Origin of the sequence: Neolewinella aurantiaca (assembly GCF_008014675.1) — a bacterium.
GTDB lineage: Bacteria > Bacteroidota > Bacteroidia > Chitinophagales > Saprospiraceae > Neolewinella > Neolewinella aurantiaca.
This window is the reverse complement of sequence record NZ_VOXD01000009.1, coordinates 14,141-30,429: the sequence shown is the minus strand read 5'-3', so window position 1 is coordinate 30,429 and position 16,289 is coordinate 14,141. Positions and strand designations below refer to the sequence as shown.

Below are 16,289 nucleotides of genomic sequence, written 5' to 3'. Positions count from 1 at the left end.
CGCGGAGGATTAGGGAGAAGTTTTACCGGTGCTTTTTTGGTCAACTCAGTTCTGTCAGAGCCACTTTCCTCCGAATTTTTCTACCAGAAGGTCGTCGTACTCATCTGCTTTAGCAAAGAGGTGCTCAAACCTGGGCAGCGCTGTCTCTACGGTCAGGTAGCGGTCGTAGATCAACAACGAAAGTACAATGTCGCGGCCAAAGGTGGAGAAAGTAAGTTGCCGGAGCTTACAGTTTTCGCGCAGCATAAACGCAAACAGTTCGGCGTTGGGCAGCTCTGGCAGGGAACAGAGGTAGGCATCACCCGTCACAAGCCCGGAGTCTTCGTGGTAGGCCAGCTGAATGATGGCGCTGCCCTGGCGGATACTCCACAGGTTGGGGCCCCGGCGTGCCATGGGGGGAGCGTGCCCCGCTGATTTTATGATGGCCTCCACCGTAGCCGAAACACCGGTGGGCTGGTAGTCCTCCACCATGCCGGGCAGGGTGAGCTCAGACCCGCAGTTGGGGCAGTAGCCGGAAGGGTTTACCTCCGTTTCGTAGATAACCGATTGGCAATTGAAGCACCGCGAGGAGGCTTTTCCTTTCCCCTCAACATAATCCTCCAGGCACTGCCGGACTACAGAAGCGGGCAGGCTCAGCGCCCGGCCTTTACCTTCCTGAATGTCGTACATATTGATGCCGGCCAACTCTCCGGCCGCGTTGAAGAGCGGCCCTCCCGAGTGAGCCGCTTCCTGCCACGCATCGTGCATTATGAATCCGATGCCGTGATGCTCGTGCTCCAGTTCCAGCACCTGACCGTCGCTTACCCGCAGGGGATGACCAAAGTGCTGGCCTATCGCAGTAACGGCCTCTTCTACGGCCGGAGGGCTGGTAGCCAGGGGAAGTGGTGGCAACTCGGGGTTGAGCTCCGGCTTAAGGAAAGCAAGGTCGTAATACGGATCGAGATAAACTACTTCGGCGAGTTGCTCAGGAGTCGTCTCGCTGCCAATTACCACCGTGGAATTGTCGCGCACGACGTGTTCGTTTGTAATCACCAATCCGTATTCCGGCAGGTACACACCGGTACCGGTACTGAAGGGGGTGGCTACTTGAAAGACATAAGGACTGAGCATGGGGCGAAGTTAGTGAATCGGCGGATAAGCAGATTCGCAAATCGTCTGCTGCAACGAGGAGGACAAACGGCTGGTGCACTTATCCTCCCGATTCGGTTATTCTATCCTTATTTTTGCGCCGATGCAAAACCCTGATAATTTTTACCAGCAAACGTCTATCGATAATGCGGGAAAAGCCAAAACACTGCAAAGCTGTTACGACCGGCTCGCACTGGTGCGCCTTGTCGTTTTTATCGGCTGGCTGGCCCTGTTGATCGTCTTGTTCAGCAATAATTTCCTGATCGGGCTGGCGGTGTTTGTGGGTAGCCTGCCGTCGGTGGCCTACGGCGTCCGCTGGCATCTCAATATCCAAAAACAGGCTGAAGAGGCCGCTGTTTTGGCTGGCCTGGCCGAAGGCGAACTTCGGGCCCTCGAACATGATTTTGAACATTTCGATGGCGGCGCAGACTTTCTTGAATCCGCCCATCCTTACGCGGTAGATCTCGACATCTTTGGCCGGCAATCGCTGTTTCAGTTCATCAACCGTACCGTGACGGCACCCGGGAGGTCTCGTCTGGCGGATGCGCTGCTCGGCTACCACGACGAAGGGCAGGCGGCGCGGACGCGGGTGCAAAGCAAGGATATGGAAGCCAGCCCCGACTGGTGCCTACGTTTCCGAACCCTCGGCCACGACCTCAACGACGAAATCGGTAATTTCGACCGCCTGCTGGGCTGGCTAGACAGGCCAGCCGTTGCACCGACCGACTGGACGCGGGTTCTGCTGTTCATCGCTCCCGTACTCACGCTGGCTTCCATCGCCTGGATGCTCTTCATGACGCCCTGGCAGTTGGGCGTGATCGGTTTTTTGCCCGCCATCTGGCTCATCCGTAAATACCAGGAAGTGACGGCCGCCGAGCACGCTCATACCGCCGCGATGGGCAACTTGCTGAAAACCTACGCCGCTTTGCTCGAGCACGCCGAAACCCGCCCCGGAGGCATTGAACTTACGGGTGCGCCGCAGCGCGCACTGCAGCGGTTGTCCTTTCTGATCAGTCAGCTGGATGTGCGGTACAATCCGTTTTCTATTCTGCTCGAAGTGAGCACCCTCTGGAGCCTCAATAAACTGCGCCGGCTCGACGCGTGGCGCGAAGAGCACAAAGCCGACCTCCCCGGCTGGCTCGCTGCGTTGTCTGAAACCGACGCACTCGTAAGCTGGGCAACCCTGCGGTACAACCACCCGGAATGGACGGACCCCGTCTTCACCAATGAGCCCATAGTGGAAGCCACCGGGCTTGGGCACCCGCTTCTGGCCCCCGGAGGCCGGATCACGAACGACTTCAGCATCAATACCGACGGCCATATTCACCTGATCACCGGCTCCAATATGGCGGGGAAATCTACCTGGCTACGCACGGTAGGGATCAACCTGGTACTGGCCAACGCCGGCGGACCGGTTTGCGCGCTCTCCGGTAGCGACGAATCTCCCGTTACCTCACCCGGCATCCTGCGTACGCGCCCAAATCTGCAAGTATGGACGAGCATGAGAACGCAGGACGACCTGAGCGAATCCACCTCTAGCTTCTACGCCGAGCTCAAGCGCCTCAAAGCCATCATCGAAGCCGTAAGCAGCCCCGATCAGGAAGTGTTTTTCCTCCTCGATGAAATCCTGAAAGGAACCAACTCGCGCGATCGGCACACCGGCAGCCGGGCCCTCATCCGCCAACTCATCCGTGAGCGCGGAGCGGGCATCATCGCCACCCACGACCTTGAACTGGGAGCCCTGGAAGCCGAACCCGGCAGCCACGTCGAAAATTACGCGATGGAAGTGCAGGTCTCCGCTTCCGGTGACCTCGTTTTCGACTATAAACTTCACCCCGGGGTGTGCCAGAGTTTCAATGCTACCGCCCTGATGGCGCGCATGGGAATCGATATCCCCGACGAGGAAATCCGGCTACACCACAAATGAGTTGGTGATCAACTCAGCGACTCAGTTACTATCTTGCCGCCTAAACCCAGAGAATCATGAAAATTCTAGTTACAGGAGGCACCGGTTACATCGGTTCACATACCATCGTTGACTTGATCGAAAACGGCTTTGAAGTCGTTTCGGCCGATAATTTCCACAACTCGCGCCCGTCTGCTCTGGACGGGATCGAGGCCATCACGGGAGTGCGGGTGAAGAACTACAATATTGATCTGGCCGACCGCAAAGCAACACTGGAACTGTTCGATAAAGAGAAATTTGACGGAGCCATCCACTTCGCTGCCTACAAACTGGTGGGGGAGAGTGTAGGGAAGCCTCTGGAGTACTACCGGAACAATACGAACAGCCTGCTCAACGTCATCGAGGGCCTGCGCCGCCAGGGCAGCAGCAATCTGGTGTTTTCCAGCTCCTGCTCGGTATACGGAAACGCCGATGAGCTCCCCGTAACGGAAGCTACTCCCCGGAAAGTAGCCGAAAGCCCTTACGCGCTGACCAAACAGATGGGAGAAGACATGATTACGGATTACTGCAAAGCGATGCCTGACTTCAAGGCAATACTGCTGCGGTACTTCAATCCCGCCGGAGCGCACGAAAGTGCAAAAATAGGCGAAGACCCCAGCAACCCGGCTACCAGCCTGGTACCGGTAATCACCGGCGTAGCAGCGGGCAAACGGGATAAAATGACCGTATTCGGTACCGATTACGACACCCGCGACGGCAGTTGCGTGCGCGACTACATTCACGTTCAGGACCTCGCTCACGCTCATACCCTGGCGTTGCAGTACCTGCTGGCCGGTAAGGGGAACGCTAACCCGGAACTCTTCAACCTCGGGATCGGGGAAGGTCTCACCGTATTGGAGGCAATCAATGCCTTCGAAAAAGTGAGCGGTGTTAAGCTAAACTACGAACTGGGGCCGCGCCGTGCGGGAGATGTGGTTGCGGTTTATGCCGACCGGAGCCGGGCGACCAACGAGCTGGGCTGGGAACCTTCGCGGGGGGTAGAGGAAATCATGAGCACAGCCTGGGCGTGGGAACAAAGCCTTTAATAAAACAGCAGAAAATAGCGGGTAGTGCCGCTACGGCCGAAGTGAGCATTCTTAACTCCAATTCCCGGAGCAACTACCCACTACTTTCTACCCACTACCCACTATCTTTGCGGTCATGCTTCTCCAACCTTCTATGCACCTGCGTCCCCGCCTGATCATTCTGTTGACCCTGGCCGTTTGGGGAACAATGCTTCATGCTCAAAAGGACACGCTCCCGCCCGGAATCGGGGAAGACGACGAGTTCCAGCAGCAACTCATCGAAGACGTACTCGCGAATACGGAAGATGAAACGGACGAATTCTCGTTCAACGCTGCTTTTGACCTGCTGGAAACCTACCGCCGGCGACCACTCAATATCAACAAAGCCACCTATGAAGAACTGGAAGAAACGCTGTTGCTTTCTCCCATTCAGATTGGCCAGCTGATCGATTACCGGGACCGGATGGGGGGACTGCTGAGTGTCTACGAATTACAGGTAATTCCGGGGATGGACATGGAGTCTGTCCGTCGTTTGGCACAGTTCGTTCGCGTAGGGGGAGACCTAGATGATGCCAAAATTCCGCTTGGCCGCATGCTCGCCGAAGGCGACCGCGAGCTGTATGTACGCTGGCAGCGGAGGCTGGAAACCGCCCGGGGCTATGAACTCGGACCCGAGGATGGAACCAGTTATTACCTCGGAAGCCCGGACAGGATATACACCCGTTTCCGGCAGCGGTATTCTAAGAACCTCAGCTTCGGTATTACCGCCGAGAAAGACCCCGGTGAGGCATTTTTTGCAGAAAACAATAAAAAACGAGGCTTCGACTTTTACAGCGCTCACTTCTTTTTAGGGAATGTGAACCGGACGGTGAAGGCGGTGGCTCTCGGTGATTTTGCCGTAAGCTTCGGGCAGGGATTGATCCTGTACACGGGCTTCGGGTTCGGAAAGAGCAGCCAGACCACAAACGTTGCCCGCGGCGGGCCGGTACTGCGGCCCTACACCAGCGTGAATGAGGCCAGCTTCATGCGCGGAGCCGGAACGACCCTCGCCTTCGGTGATAAACTGGAACTATCCGTCTTCGGTAGCCGGAAAGGCAGAACGGCAAACCTCATTACGGTAACCGATACCCTCGATGTGGAAGCAGAAGACCTTGGCGTTACGAGCCTCAATATCTCCGGCCTGAACCGTACACCGAATGAGGTAGAAGACCGGAACTCTATCACTGAAATCAACTATGGAGGCAGCCTGAGGTACCGCGCGAATCAGCGTCTGCAGGTCGGACTGAACGTACTGGGCACTAACCTAAGCCAGCCGCTCAACCTAAACGATCAGGCTTACAACCGTTTCTTTTTTCAGGGCACTGACCTTCTGAACGCAAGCCTGGATTACCGTTACCGCTACCGTAACTTTACGTTCTTCGGTGAGCTGGCTGGTTCCGACAACGGAGGAGTCGCCCAGATACATGGCCTGATGATGGGGCTGGACCGCTTCGTCGACGTTTCCCTCGTGTACCGCAATTACGGTGTCGATTACCAGGCCCTCAACGCCCGTCCCTTCGGAGAAACCAGCGGAGGGCGCAACGAAAACGGTATGTACCTCGGCCTCGAGCTACGGCCCGGCAAGCACTGGCGTGTTAATGCTTACTACGATGTTTTCCGCTTCCCTTACCTCCGCTTCAACATCGACGCACCGAGCGAGGGCCACGAATACCGTTTCCGGGTCACTTACTGGCAAAAACGAAAGCTGGAAACTTATCTGGAGTTGCGCTCCGAAACCAAAGGTTTCGGTACCGACGGAGATGAATCCGTTTTCACAAACCTGGACCCGGTAGTACCACGAACCCGTTTTCAGGCGCGTCTGCACTTCGGTTACAAGATCAATTCATTTCTGGAGTGGCGTAGCCGCATCGATGCCGGCTTCACCGACGATGAACTCAACGGTCGTGAAAAGGGCTTCATGGTTTACCAGGACCTGCATTACCGCCCCCGTGGCGCCTTTAGTTTCAGTACCAGAATGGCCTTCTTCGATACCGACGGTTTCAACGTACGTTTCTACCAGTACGAAAATGGTCTGCTCTACAATGCCCGCGTAGTACCGTACTACAACCGGGGAACCCGTGCTTTTTTTCTGGTGCGTTATAAGGGGATCCGCGGGCTGACGCTCGAAGGCCGGATCGCCCAAACGTTCTATACCGACGGTACCGTTGCCGGCAGCGGATTGGAGGAAACAGGCCTGCCTCGCAGAACAGAAATGGGGGCACAGGCCATCTGGCGCTTCTAAGCACCTCTAAGTGACGCCATCCTGCATACGCAGACAATCGGAGGGTGAAGATTGAACATTGATCGGGTGTGTCCGCTTTCGCTATAAAGCCAACTCCTGATATTTTATGAATTATACTCACGACCTCATCGTAATCGGTGCTGGTTCCGGTGGCCTCGGCTGTGCCGGATTCGGCTCTTCTATCGGCCTCAATGTTGCCCTGATCGACAAAACTGCCAAGGCGTTTGGCGGAGATTGCCTCAACTACGGCTGCGTGCCGAGCAAAGCCATTCTTCACGTCGCGAGCCTCTTTGCGGGTGGCAAAGAAGCAGAAGCCTTTGGCCTGAAAACGGAAGGAAAGGCAGATTTCAAAAAGGTGATGGAATATGTACACAGCCGGCAGGAAGTGATCAGGGCGCACGAAACACCTGAGTATTTCGCTAAAGAATTCGGAACCGAAACCATTGTCGGTACAGCTGCAATGACCGGCCGCAACGAAGTATCCGTGAACGGTCGAAAACTGACCGCTCCGAACATCGTTCTCGCAACGGGATCGGTACCCCGCAAAATGGAGGTGCCGGGAATTGATCAGGTAAAACAGTGGGACAACGAATCCGTCTTCTGGGAGCTCGACGAGCTCCCCGAACACCTGCTGGTAGTAGGTGGCGGACCGATCAGTTGCGAACTCAGTCAGGCTTTTACCCGGTTGGGAAGCAAAGTGACGCTGCTGGTCCGCGGGGAGCGCCTCAACGAGAAAGACCCCGAAGTGATGGGCGACATCCTGGCCCGAAAGCTGGAAGAAGAAGGAGTGGATATCAGGTTCAACACCGAGATCGGCTCGTTCACTAATGCAACTACTGCATTGTTGAAAGATGGCGGGGCCGCAGGTGCAGGGAACGCCGGACGTACACTTGAATTTACCCACCTTCTCGTTGCGATCGGGCGTAAAGTCCGTACCGAAGGGCTCGGCCTGGAGCAGGGCGGGGTAAAGGTCGAAAAGGGGAAAATCGTCACCGACGATCGTTACCGAACCACCAACTCTTCGGTTTATGCCATCGGCGACGCCTGGGGCGGCGAGCAGTTTAGCCACGGCGCCGAGTTTCACAATACCCAACTGTGGAACAACCTCATCAGTCCGATCAAGAAAAAACACAACCTCGATAAGTTTGCCTGGGTAACCTTCACCGATCCGGAGATCGCCACCTTCGGGATGACGCCCAAACGCTTTAAGGAAAAAGGCATCGACTTCGAAACCCGCGAGCTCTCCCTTAAGGACGACGACCGGGCCATCGCTGCCGATTTTCGCGGCGGTCACCTCATCGTTTACCTCAGCAAGGGCTGGTGGGGAGGAGGCAAAGTCCTGGGCGGCTCATTGGCCGCCCCCGCTGCCGGAGAAATGATCCAGACGCTGCACTACCTGCAAACCGAAGGCAAGAAGTACTCGGCGCTAACGAATATGATCTATCCTTACCCGGTCGCCAGCCGGATCGTGCAGAAAGGCGCCCGGCAGGGCGCCTCAGATATGCTCACCAGCGGGCCGGTCCCGAAAATCCTGCGGTGGGCCTACCGGCTGGTGAACCGGTAAGATCAGATGAGGCCCAGTATCAGATAGGTAAGGCCCGCCAGGCCGCCGGCAATGCCGGCGTAGGGAAGCTGCGTCTTGACGTGGTCTACGTGGTCGGTAGCCGAGGCCATACTCGACAAAATGGTTGTGTCTGAAATTGGAGAGCAGTGGTCGCCGAAAACCCCGCCGCCGAGGGCGGCAGCGATGGCCATCAGTACGTTGGCATCCATCTGGTTCGCCATAGGGACGGCGATGGGAATCATGATGGCGAAGGTACCCCAGCTTGAGCCCGTACTGAACGCGATGAAGCAAGTGACCACAAATACCATGAAGGGGACGAGGCCGGGAGAGAGGAAATCTTTGGCTACGTCGGCAACGTAGATGCCGGTTTCGAGCTGTTTGCAAAGCGAGCCGATCGCGAAAGCGAGTAGCATGAGCAGCGCCAGCGGAATCAGCCCGGCGATACCCTTGAGCACCAGGTCAACGCTCTCACGAATGCCGAATATGCCCTGCGCTTTGTAAAAGCCCATGCTCACGAGTATAGACAACGCAACAGCAACCAGAACAGAGGTGGAACCGGAACCTTTACCGATCGCGAGCATGAAAACTTCCCCTGCACCTGCGTCCGCGCCCAGTGCGTCCCGTGCAGTTTCCCAACCGGTGTAGGCGAGCATTAGTGGCATCGCCAAGACCATAATTACGATGGGCAGGACCATGTTCCACAGGTTAGGCGTCACCCCGTCTTTGGCTGCAATGTCGGTAAGTTCTGTGTCAACCACCGGGGTTGCTCCTTCGCTGAGCACTTGCCCCCGGCGGGCGCGTTCTTCTGCTTTTTTCATCGGCCCGAAGTCGCGCTTCGAGAGAATTACCACCGGAACCAGCAGGAGCGCCAGGATAGCGTAGAAGTTATAGCCAAGCGCCTTGATCATCGTGCTGAACGGGTCCGCAAAGCCCTCTGCTACGAGTAAAGTCATGATGAAGGCGCCCCAACCATTGAAGGGGATGAGAATGGAACTAGGAGCCGAACTGGAATCTGCGATGTAAGCGAGCTTTTCCCGGCTGATTCCCATTTTGTCAAAGATGGGCCGGTACAGCGTGCCGACGGTAAGAACGCTGATGGAGCTTTCTACGAAGATTAAGGCGCCCGTCAGCCAGGCTAAAAGCTGAACCACAACCCGCCCGGATCCGTCCTGACGGTTCTCGTATTTCCTGAGTTTTCGTTCAACGAAAGCGATGAACCCCGCCACGCCGCCGGAGCGCTGCATGAACACAATAAGTGCCCCAACGAGCGCGCAAAACATAATGGTCCGGGTATTCCCCGCGTCCGCAAATACGTCTACCAGACCCTGCATCGTGTCCAGAAAGCCAAGCCAGGGGTTGCCTCCGGCCATGATCACGTAACCAATGAAAATACCCACAATGAGGGATATGAAAACCTGACGGGTCACGATGGCCAAAATGATGGCCACAAGGGGCGGGAGGAGGGTGAGGATGCCTAGAGATTCTGCCATATGGGTAAGCGGTAAACGATTAGGAATATGCGATGGGCGATTTTGCTGCCGCACGTTGGAGGACGGCACAAGCTAAACATTTCCTTTCAGGTATGGGAAAGCTGTGGCGTTCCTGGACCAAAGAGCCGCTGGCTTATCGATTTAAGGCTCCGGCTGAAGCGCGGGCCTACAGGATATTGATAAGCAGTTTAGTTGCCACACAGTGGAAGGGCAGCACAAGCCGAATGGTCCGCCGAGGCGCGAACGCAGGTGCAAAGAAGGCTTATTTAACCTCACGAATGGAAGTCTCGCCCCGGCTGGTCATATCGGTGTCAAGCATCCGTTGTTCCAGCCATTTGCGGTTGTCCGCGATCTTGCCGTTCAGGTAACGCTCGGTCATGAGTGACGCGATGGGCGCGGCGATGGTACCACCGAAGCCGCCGTTCTCGATGTAGACCAAAATAGCAATTTTAGGGTCATGCATAGGCGCAAAGGCAGTGAATACGGAATGGTCTTTTCCTTTCCAGTTTTGTACCGTGCCGGTTTTGCCGCAGATTTCGATGTCGGGGATTTGGGCGATGCGCGCAGTACCGTTGAGGACTGTTTGCCGCATTCCGGATACAACGGTCTCGAAGTGCTGGCGGTCGATGGCAATGTCGTGGCGCTCGATGTTCAGGCGCTGTTGCTCGCGGTCGTTGCCCACCCGGGCACCTTTCACCAGGTGAGGGGTGTACCAATGGCCCCGGTTGGCGATGGCAGCGATGAAGTTTGCGATCTGGAGGCTCGTCATCTCGTATTCGCCCTGGCCGATGGCCAGGGAACGGTTCCAGATGGCTTTCCAGCGGCGCTCTTCGCTGTGCTGGCTGTGAAGGAAAGCACTGTCGGGGATGAAGCCCTTTATCTCTCCGGGAAAGTCAATACCCAATTTTTGGCCAAGACCAAATTGATAGAGGTAATCATTAAACTCTTTTAACCCCTTAGTGGATTGATCCGATCCGTGGCGGTTCACGTTTTCGAGCCATGCCGTTACGAAGTAATTGTTACAGCTCTGGGCGATGGCCTGCTCCACGTTGTTGATATACGGATGGTGGTGACAGCCGAGGAGCATCTTTCCGCCACTCCAGAATCCGCCGTTACACGCCATGCCGCGGTCGGGGATGAGTGTTCCTGACTGAAGACCGATAAGAGCTACCAGGGTCTTGAACGGCGACCCCGGAGCATATTTCCCGTTGATGGCCCGGTTGAGTAGTGGCTGGAGGGTGTCCCGTTGTAAAGAAGTGAAGGCCTGTCCTCTGCCACGACCGATGCGCAGCGCGTTGGGGTCATAAGTAGGGGCCGAGATCATCGACAGGATTTCCCCCGTGGCGGGTTCAATGGCAATCACGGCGCCAACCTTATTGACCATTAGGCTTTCGCCGTATTCCTGAAGGTCGAGGTCGATGGTCGTCATCAGGTCAGAACCTACGACGGCTTCGTTTTCGTTTTGGACGTTGCCCACATCGCGGCCGAGCCGATCAAGGTACAGCCATTTTTCTCCCTTCTCGCCACGCAGCATCTCTTCGTACTGGTATTCGAGGCCGGAGAGCCCGTGATAATCACCAGTGACGTAGCGACCTTCGCCTTCATCGATGGCTTTTTGGTTTACTTCGCTCATGTAACCCAGGATGTGGGCGGCAGACCGGTGCGTGTAGCCACGCATGCTTCGTAGACTCGCCGAAAAGCCGGGGAACCGAAACAGGTTCTCCTGAAAGGTGGCGTAAACGTGCGGAGGTACGTTGGGCAAAAAGATGAAAGGCTTGCGCTCGGTGTACTTATGTCCCCATACTTTGGGGATGCTTTCTACAAAATACTCCGGGGTGATGCGCAGTAATTCGCAGAAGGCCGTGGTGTCGAAGGTCGCAGAATGCTTCGCGAAATCGCGGTAGGTCATTTCGATCTGGTACACCGGCTCGTTTACCGTAAGCCTTTTATTGTTGCGGTCCACCATCAGCCCGCGGGCGGGGTAGAGCGTTACCTTGCCTGAGCCCACGCGCTCTGCGCGTGCTCTGAACTCGGCATCGAAAAGCTGCAACTGAGCTGCTTTGCCCAACAAGAGTGCAGCCACCATCAGGAAGATAACCCTGATGATAGCGCCCCGATTGTCCAGATTTGTAGTGTTTTGAAGGCTCTGCATTTCTTGTTCGTCCCAAAGGTAACAACAGACTAACGAACTTAAAACCCGATGGCTTATATCCGTGGTCGCAAAAAGGTAACCAAAATCCCGCAAAGCAGTAGAGAAACAGGAGCAGTTAGCAAACTCTTGATGGTAATCTGTTTCCAAAACACCGGGCTGAAGGCTTCCATACTGAAGTAGAAGACGGTGTACGCGACCACCAGGTAGGCCAGGTAAGAAAACCACCAGCTAAGACTGAGGTCTTTACCGTCCGGGCTGGCTTTCACTTTGTAGCCATCGCGTGGCTCAAGAATTACGAGCACGAACTGGCGGATGTAGCCACAAAAGGTGGCCGCCGCAGCATGAACCCCCAGGGTTTCGTAGAAGAAATCGGTGCTGATGCCAAACAGAAAAGAAAAGATAACAACGAGCGGCTTGGGCGTTCGTAGCGGGAGCAGGGCAATAAATAACGGAGCAATAAATACAAAGATGTATTCTGCACCTCCCCAGCCCAGGCTCACCTGCCGGAAAATGAATACCTGCAGAAAGAGCAGGATGAAAAACCTGATGATATTACTGACCGAGTCTACACCTCCCATTATTTAAGCGGTTTTAGTTTGGCCAGTTCGTCTTTGAACAGGTCCCTGACTACAAAGACGTTATTGGTGTGCAAGGGATCGTTGATCAGCCTGACGATAAGGTTCTGGCTGCCCGTTCCCGGTTGAACCTCACTGCTCTCAACGGTCCCGATCACCTGCCCGGTAGGGAACACATTACTGAACCCGGTCGTGAAAACAGTGTCTCCCTCCATTACGGTCAGGTAGTCGGCAATGTCGGTAAGAATCATCCGGCGTGGATCGGTTCCATCCCATTGCAGGGTGCCGTAGGCGTTATTGCGCAGCCCCGCACTGATGCGCGCCGAACGGTGAAGGATCGAAATTACCCGTGAGAAGTTTTCTGTAGGCAGGTCTACTATCCCGATGAGTCCTTCTCTGCCCACCAGCCCCTGGCCAGCTGCAACGCCCTGGCCCGTCCCCCGGTCAATAACGAGGGTATTGTTGGGAGAAAAAGGAGAACGGTTAATCACGTTGGCCGTTAGGTGAATGAAGCGCTGAGCGTAGGTCTTATCCTCGATGCTGTCCGTCTCCAGGGTCGTTGAATAGCCGGCTTCGGGCAGCCGGCTGCGCAAGTCGGCTATCTCCCGCCGCTGAATTTCGTTTTCCTCCGCAAGGTTGAGGTAGCCCTCAACGGTGCCCGCACCACTTTTTACGCTTCCGGTGAAGATCGATGCGGTCTCGACGGCAATTGCACTTTGCGGAGAGTTGAAATTTACGATCAGATACAGGCACAAAAGTTGTAAACCAGCAAAGGTGAAAAAGCTGCCGTTTTTATAAAATATGCGGAGTATCTGCTCCATGCAAGTTGGAGGTTAGAGACTGCCCGCCGCGCTGGGCCACGACAGGCAAAATGTTTATTGAATAAAAGTTATTCAGGCGGTAAACAGCACCGGGTTCTTAAAATCCGCGCTCTTTACTGCAGGCTTCAACTAGCTCACGCTGCTGCTCGGAACCAGAATTGCCCGGAACCGTTGTGTGTCGCTCAGGGCCTTACTGGTGCCTCGAACTACGGCACTCAGAGGGTCTTCAGCTACGTGAACGGGCAGTTGAGTCTTGGCGCTCAGGCGCTTATCGAGGCCACGCAGCAGGGCTCCGCCACCAGTAAGGTAAAGACCGGTAGAGTAGATGTCGGAAGCCAGCTCCGGAGGAGTGGTTTCCAAGGCACGGATCACAGCTTCTTCGATAGAGACGATGCTTTCGTCCAGAGCGGTGGCAATTTCCTGGTAAGTAACCGTAATCTGCCGCGGAATACCGTTCAGCAAGTCGCGGCCGTTGACGGCGTAGGGTGGGGGCGGGTCGTCGAGTTCCGGAAGGGCAGAGCCAACAGCAATCTTGATCTTTTCGGCGGTACGCTCTCCGATCAGGATGTTGTGCTGCCGCTTCATGTAGTTTACTATGTTCTCGGTGAACTCGTCGCCGGCCGTTCTGATGGACTGGTCACAAACAATACCCGAGAGTGCAATTACGGCGATCTCCGTTGTCCCTCCGCCTATGTCGATGATCATGTTGCCTACAGGCTCTTCCACGTCAAGACCAATACCGAGGGCGGCAGCCATCGGTTCAAAGATCAGGTAAGTCTCTTTTGAGTCTACCCGTGCGGCAGATTCGAATACAGCGCGCTTCTCCACCTCGGTGATGCCGGAAGGGATGCAGATCACCATCTTCAGATGGGTGAAGAACGAACGGCGGTTGCCGATCATGTCGATCATCCCCTTGATCATGTGTTCTGCGGCACGGAAATCTGCAATAACCCCATCTTTGAGCGGACGAACCGTATGGATGGTGTCGTGTGTTTTTTCGTGCATCTGCATGGCACGGCGGCCAACGGCAATGGTCTCTTCCGTCTTGCGGTTGATGGCTACGATGGATGGCTCGTTGACCACCACTTTATCGTTCTGGATAATCAGCGTATTGGCTGTTCCCAGGTCGATGGCTAAGTTTTGTTGAAATAGGCTGAAAAACCTCATTTGAATATTTGTATCGTGAAGGTCGCCGGAAGTCTCGAAGGGAAGGCATCTTGGTCCCAACCTTATAGTAACATCTGACGTCGACTTCTTTGGTTTCCGCAAAAGTCGTAAAAAGTACCCGTAAACCATCGGAATCGGTCGTTTATTGTTGGTACTTCCGAATTAAGTTATTCTCTGAGCGTTTTTCGGGCGCTGACGCAGGTGCAAAGAGAGGGTTCTGAAGAGGAGGTCGCTGGCCTTCCTGTGGGGCTCCTTTCCGGAAATCTCAGCCTTGCACCTGCGGCCCCGCCTGCTTATTTCGGCACAAAACAGAAACGCGCGCGGGAAGTCTTGAGGGCCGACAACTCTAAACTTTCGTACTTTGCTCCCAGTTTTCAATTAAAAAGATCAAGCATATGTCCGATCAGCGCCCCTGGCTGGCACAGTACCCCGCCGGAATTCCCGCCAATATTGACACCAACGCCTATGCTTCGCTAAATGATTTGCTCAGCGAAGCAACTAAGAGATATAAAAACAAACCTGCCTTCAAATGTATGGGTAAGGCAATCAGTTACAACGAACTCGACAAAATGTCGAACGCCTTCGGAGCCTACCTCCACTACCGGGGCCTGCAGCCCGGAGACAGCGTTGCCGTAATGATGCCTAACCTCTTGCAGTATCCGGTTGTGGTACACGGCATCCTTAAGGCAGGGCTCGTACTCGTCAACACTAACCCGCTTTACACCCCGCGGGAGATGAAGCACCAGTTTACCGACAGCAGCGCTAAGGCGATCATCATCGCTGAGAATTTCGCTTCCAATCTGGAGAAAATTATCAACGAAACCGAAATCAAAACGGTCGTTACCACCAGTATCGGGGAGCTGCTCGGTTTTCTGAAAGGAGGAATCACCAATTTCGTTGTCCGGAACGTGAAAAACATGGTGCCGAAGTTCAATCTCCCCGGTTCGGTTACTTTTAAAACGGCGCTGGCAGAAGGTAAAAAGTACAAACTCCCAACCTTTGAGAGCAAACACGACGACACCATCGCGCTGCAGTACACCGGCGGAACGACCGGTGTGTCTAAGGGCGCAATGCTTTCAAATAAAAACCTGATCGCCAACGGCCTGCAGGCAAAAGCCTGGCTGAAAGATAAATTCGAGGAAGGTGGAGAAGGCGCGATGCTCTGCCCGTTGCCGCTGTACCATATCTTTGCCTTTTCGGTAAACGCAGTTGGCTTGTTTCTGCACGGTGTTTGTAACGTACTCATCACCAATCCCCGTGATATGAGTACCATCAACAGTGCTTTCAAGGACAACAAAATCGCCGGAATAACCGGCGTCAATACGCTCTTCAACGGCCTGTTGAACAATTCCGGTTTCAAGAAGCTCGATTTCCGTCATCTCCGCGCCGCCGTTGGCGGCGGTATGGCGGTCCAGCGCCCCGTGGCGGAAGCCTGGCAGAAGCTAACCGGTGTCCCGCTGACCGAAGGGTACGGCCTCACTGAATCAAGCCCCTGTGCAAGCATGAACCCGCTGGATGGCACCGAACGCAATGGCACCATCGGAATCCCGATGTCCAGCACCGATATGCGCGTCTGGAATGAGGAAGAAAACCGGGTCGCCACTCCGGACGAAAGAGGCGAGATTCACATCAAAGGCCCTCAGGTAATGAAGGGTTACCTCAACCGGCCTGAAGATACCGCAGAGGTTATCACCGCCGATGGTTGGCTCAAAACGGGAGACATCGGTATGATGTCCGAAGATGGATTCTTCCGCATCGTTGACCGCAAGAAGGACATGATTCTGGTCTCCGGCTTCAACGTCTTCCCCAACGAGGTCGAAGACGTACTGGCCGGGCATCCCAAAATTCTCGAATTGGCCGCAGTCGGTGTTCCCTCCGAGAAATCCGGTGAAATAGTCAAGGTTTTTGTGGTGAGAAAGGATAAGTCGCTTACCGAAGATGAAGTCATCGCCTACGCCCGCGAAAATCTTACGGGCTATAAAGTACCTAAAGCCGTCGAGTTCCGCGAGGAACTGCCAAAATCCAACGTAGGTAAGATCCTGCGGCGGATGCTGCGGGATTAAGCATTCCTCAAAAAGGCCGTGTATCAATAGTGAAGTGCCGCACTTACCCGACGGGAACCCCCGCAGGTAGGTGCGGCA

At 55.1% G+C, this 16,289-nt stretch carries 11 protein-coding genes; 5 read left to right on the top strand and 6 right to left on the bottom strand.

The window, feature by feature from the left end:
- Positions 1–54 precede the first annotated feature (54 nt).
- The gene (locus FUA23_RS07460) at positions 55–1,110 is read right to left on the bottom strand and encodes a serine protease (RefSeq protein WP_147930108.1); all 1,056 of its coding nucleotides are present in this window, start codon (positions 1,108–1,110) and stop codon (positions 55–57) included.
- Positions 1,111–1,231: 121 nt separating this feature from the next.
- Here FUA23_RS07460 and FUA23_RS07455 point away from each other — a divergent pair, with 121 nt between their 5' ends.
- The 4 genes from FUA23_RS07455 (at position 1,232) to FUA23_RS07440 (ending at position 7,943) form a co-directional block, all read left to right on the top strand.
- On the top strand, positions 1,232–3,055 hold the full coding sequence (locus FUA23_RS07455; RefSeq protein WP_147930107.1) for a MutS-related protein: 1,824 nt from the start codon (positions 1,232–1,234) through the stop codon (positions 3,053–3,055).
- A 56-nt stretch (positions 3,056–3,111) separates the two neighbouring features.
- The gene (gene galE, locus FUA23_RS07450) at positions 3,112–4,119 is read left to right on the top strand and encodes a UDP-glucose 4-epimerase GalE (RefSeq protein WP_147930106.1); all 1,008 of its coding nucleotides are present in this window, start codon (positions 3,112–3,114) and stop codon (positions 4,117–4,119) included.
- A gap of 115 nt (positions 4,120–4,234) precedes the next feature.
- Entirely contained in the window at positions 4,235–6,379 is a 2,145-nt protein-coding gene (locus tag FUA23_RS07445) for a helix-hairpin-helix domain-containing protein (protein WP_246144074.1), read from the top strand.
- A 106-nt stretch (positions 6,380–6,485) separates the two neighbouring features.
- Positions 6,486–7,943: a dihydrolipoyl dehydrogenase family protein gene (locus tag FUA23_RS07440; protein ID WP_147930105.1), complete on the top strand. Its 1,458-nt coding sequence runs from the start codon at positions 6,486–6,488 to the stop codon at positions 7,941–7,943.
- Between the two features lie 2 nt (positions 7,944–7,945).
- Here the strand turns inward: FUA23_RS07440 and FUA23_RS07435 are convergent, their stop codons facing one another.
- From FUA23_RS07435 to FUA23_RS07415, 5 genes are all read right to left on the bottom strand, one after another.
- Positions 7,946–9,433 carry a Na+/H+ antiporter NhaC family protein gene (locus FUA23_RS07435; protein ID WP_147930104.1) on the bottom strand — a complete coding sequence of 496 codons (1,488 nt, stop codon included), beginning with the start codon at positions 9,431–9,433 and terminating at the stop codon, positions 7,946–7,948.
- A gap of 262 nt (positions 9,434–9,695) precedes the next feature.
- Positions 9,696–11,585 (bottom strand): peptidoglycan D,D-transpeptidase FtsI family protein, encoded by a 1,890-nt coding sequence (locus FUA23_RS07430; RefSeq protein WP_147930103.1) that lies wholly within the window; start codon positions 11,583–11,585, stop codon positions 9,696–9,698.
- A gap of 53 nt (positions 11,586–11,638) precedes the next feature.
- The gene (locus FUA23_RS07425) at positions 11,639–12,163 is read right to left on the bottom strand and encodes a hypothetical protein (RefSeq protein WP_147930102.1); all 525 of its coding nucleotides are present in this window, start codon (positions 12,161–12,163) and stop codon (positions 11,639–11,641) included.
- On the bottom strand, positions 12,163–12,981 hold the full coding sequence (gene mreC / locus FUA23_RS07420) for a rod shape-determining protein MreC (protein ID WP_147930101.1): 819 nt from the start codon (positions 12,979–12,981) through the stop codon (positions 12,163–12,165). The genes FUA23_RS07425 and mreC overlap by 1 nt, the downstream gene beginning before the upstream one ends.
- A 129-nt stretch (positions 12,982–13,110) precedes the next feature.
- Positions 13,111–14,148, bottom strand: coding sequence for a rod shape-determining protein (locus tag FUA23_RS07415; protein ID WP_147930100.1), 1,038 nt, complete (start codon positions 14,146–14,148; stop codon positions 13,111–13,113).
- Between the two features lie 395 nt (positions 14,149–14,543).
- Between FUA23_RS07415 and FUA23_RS07410 the strand changes: the two genes are divergently transcribed.
- Positions 14,544–16,211, top strand: coding sequence for an AMP-binding protein (locus FUA23_RS07410; RefSeq protein WP_147930099.1), 1,668 nt, complete (start codon positions 14,544–14,546; stop codon positions 16,209–16,211).
- The last annotated feature ends 78 nt before the right edge of the window (positions 16,212–16,289 follow it).

Bases quoted from the DNA above. Each gene is read 5' to 3' on its own strand.
- FUA23_RS07460 (WP_147930108.1), bottom strand. From the start codon at position 1,110: ATGCTCAGTCCTTATGTCTTTCAAGTAGCCACCCCCTTCAGTACCGGT.
- FUA23_RS07455 (WP_147930107.1), top strand. From the start codon at position 1,232: ATGCAAAACCCTGATAATTTTTACCAGCAAACGTCTATCGATAATGCG.
- galE (WP_147930106.1), top strand. From the start codon at position 3,112: ATGAAAATTCTAGTTACAGGAGGCACCGGTTACATCGGTTCACATACC.
- FUA23_RS07445 (WP_246144074.1), top strand. From the start codon at position 4,235: ATGCTTCTCCAACCTTCTATGCACCTGCGTCCCCGCCTGATCATTCTG.
- FUA23_RS07440 (WP_147930105.1), top strand. From the start codon at position 6,486: ATGAATTATACTCACGACCTCATCGTAATCGGTGCTGGTTCCGGTGGC.
- FUA23_RS07435 (WP_147930104.1), bottom strand. From the start codon at position 9,433: ATGGCAGAATCTCTAGGCATCCTCACCCTCCTCCCGCCCCTTGTGGCC.
- FUA23_RS07430 (WP_147930103.1), bottom strand. From the start codon at position 11,585: ATGCAGAGCCTTCAAAACACTACAAATCTGGACAATCGGGGCGCTATC.
- FUA23_RS07425 (WP_147930102.1), bottom strand. From the start codon at position 12,163: ATGGGAGGTGTAGACTCGGTCAGTAATATCATCAGGTTTTTCATCCTG.
- mreC (WP_147930101.1), bottom strand. From the start codon at position 12,981: ATGGAGCAGATACTCCGCATATTTTATAAAAACGGCAGCTTTTTCACC.
- FUA23_RS07415 (WP_147930100.1), bottom strand. From the start codon at position 14,148: ATGAGGTTTTTCAGCCTATTTCAACAAAACTTAGCCATCGACCTGGGA.
- FUA23_RS07410 (WP_147930099.1), top strand. From the start codon at position 14,544: ATGTCCGATCAGCGCCCCTGGCTGGCACAGTACCCCGCCGGAATTCCC.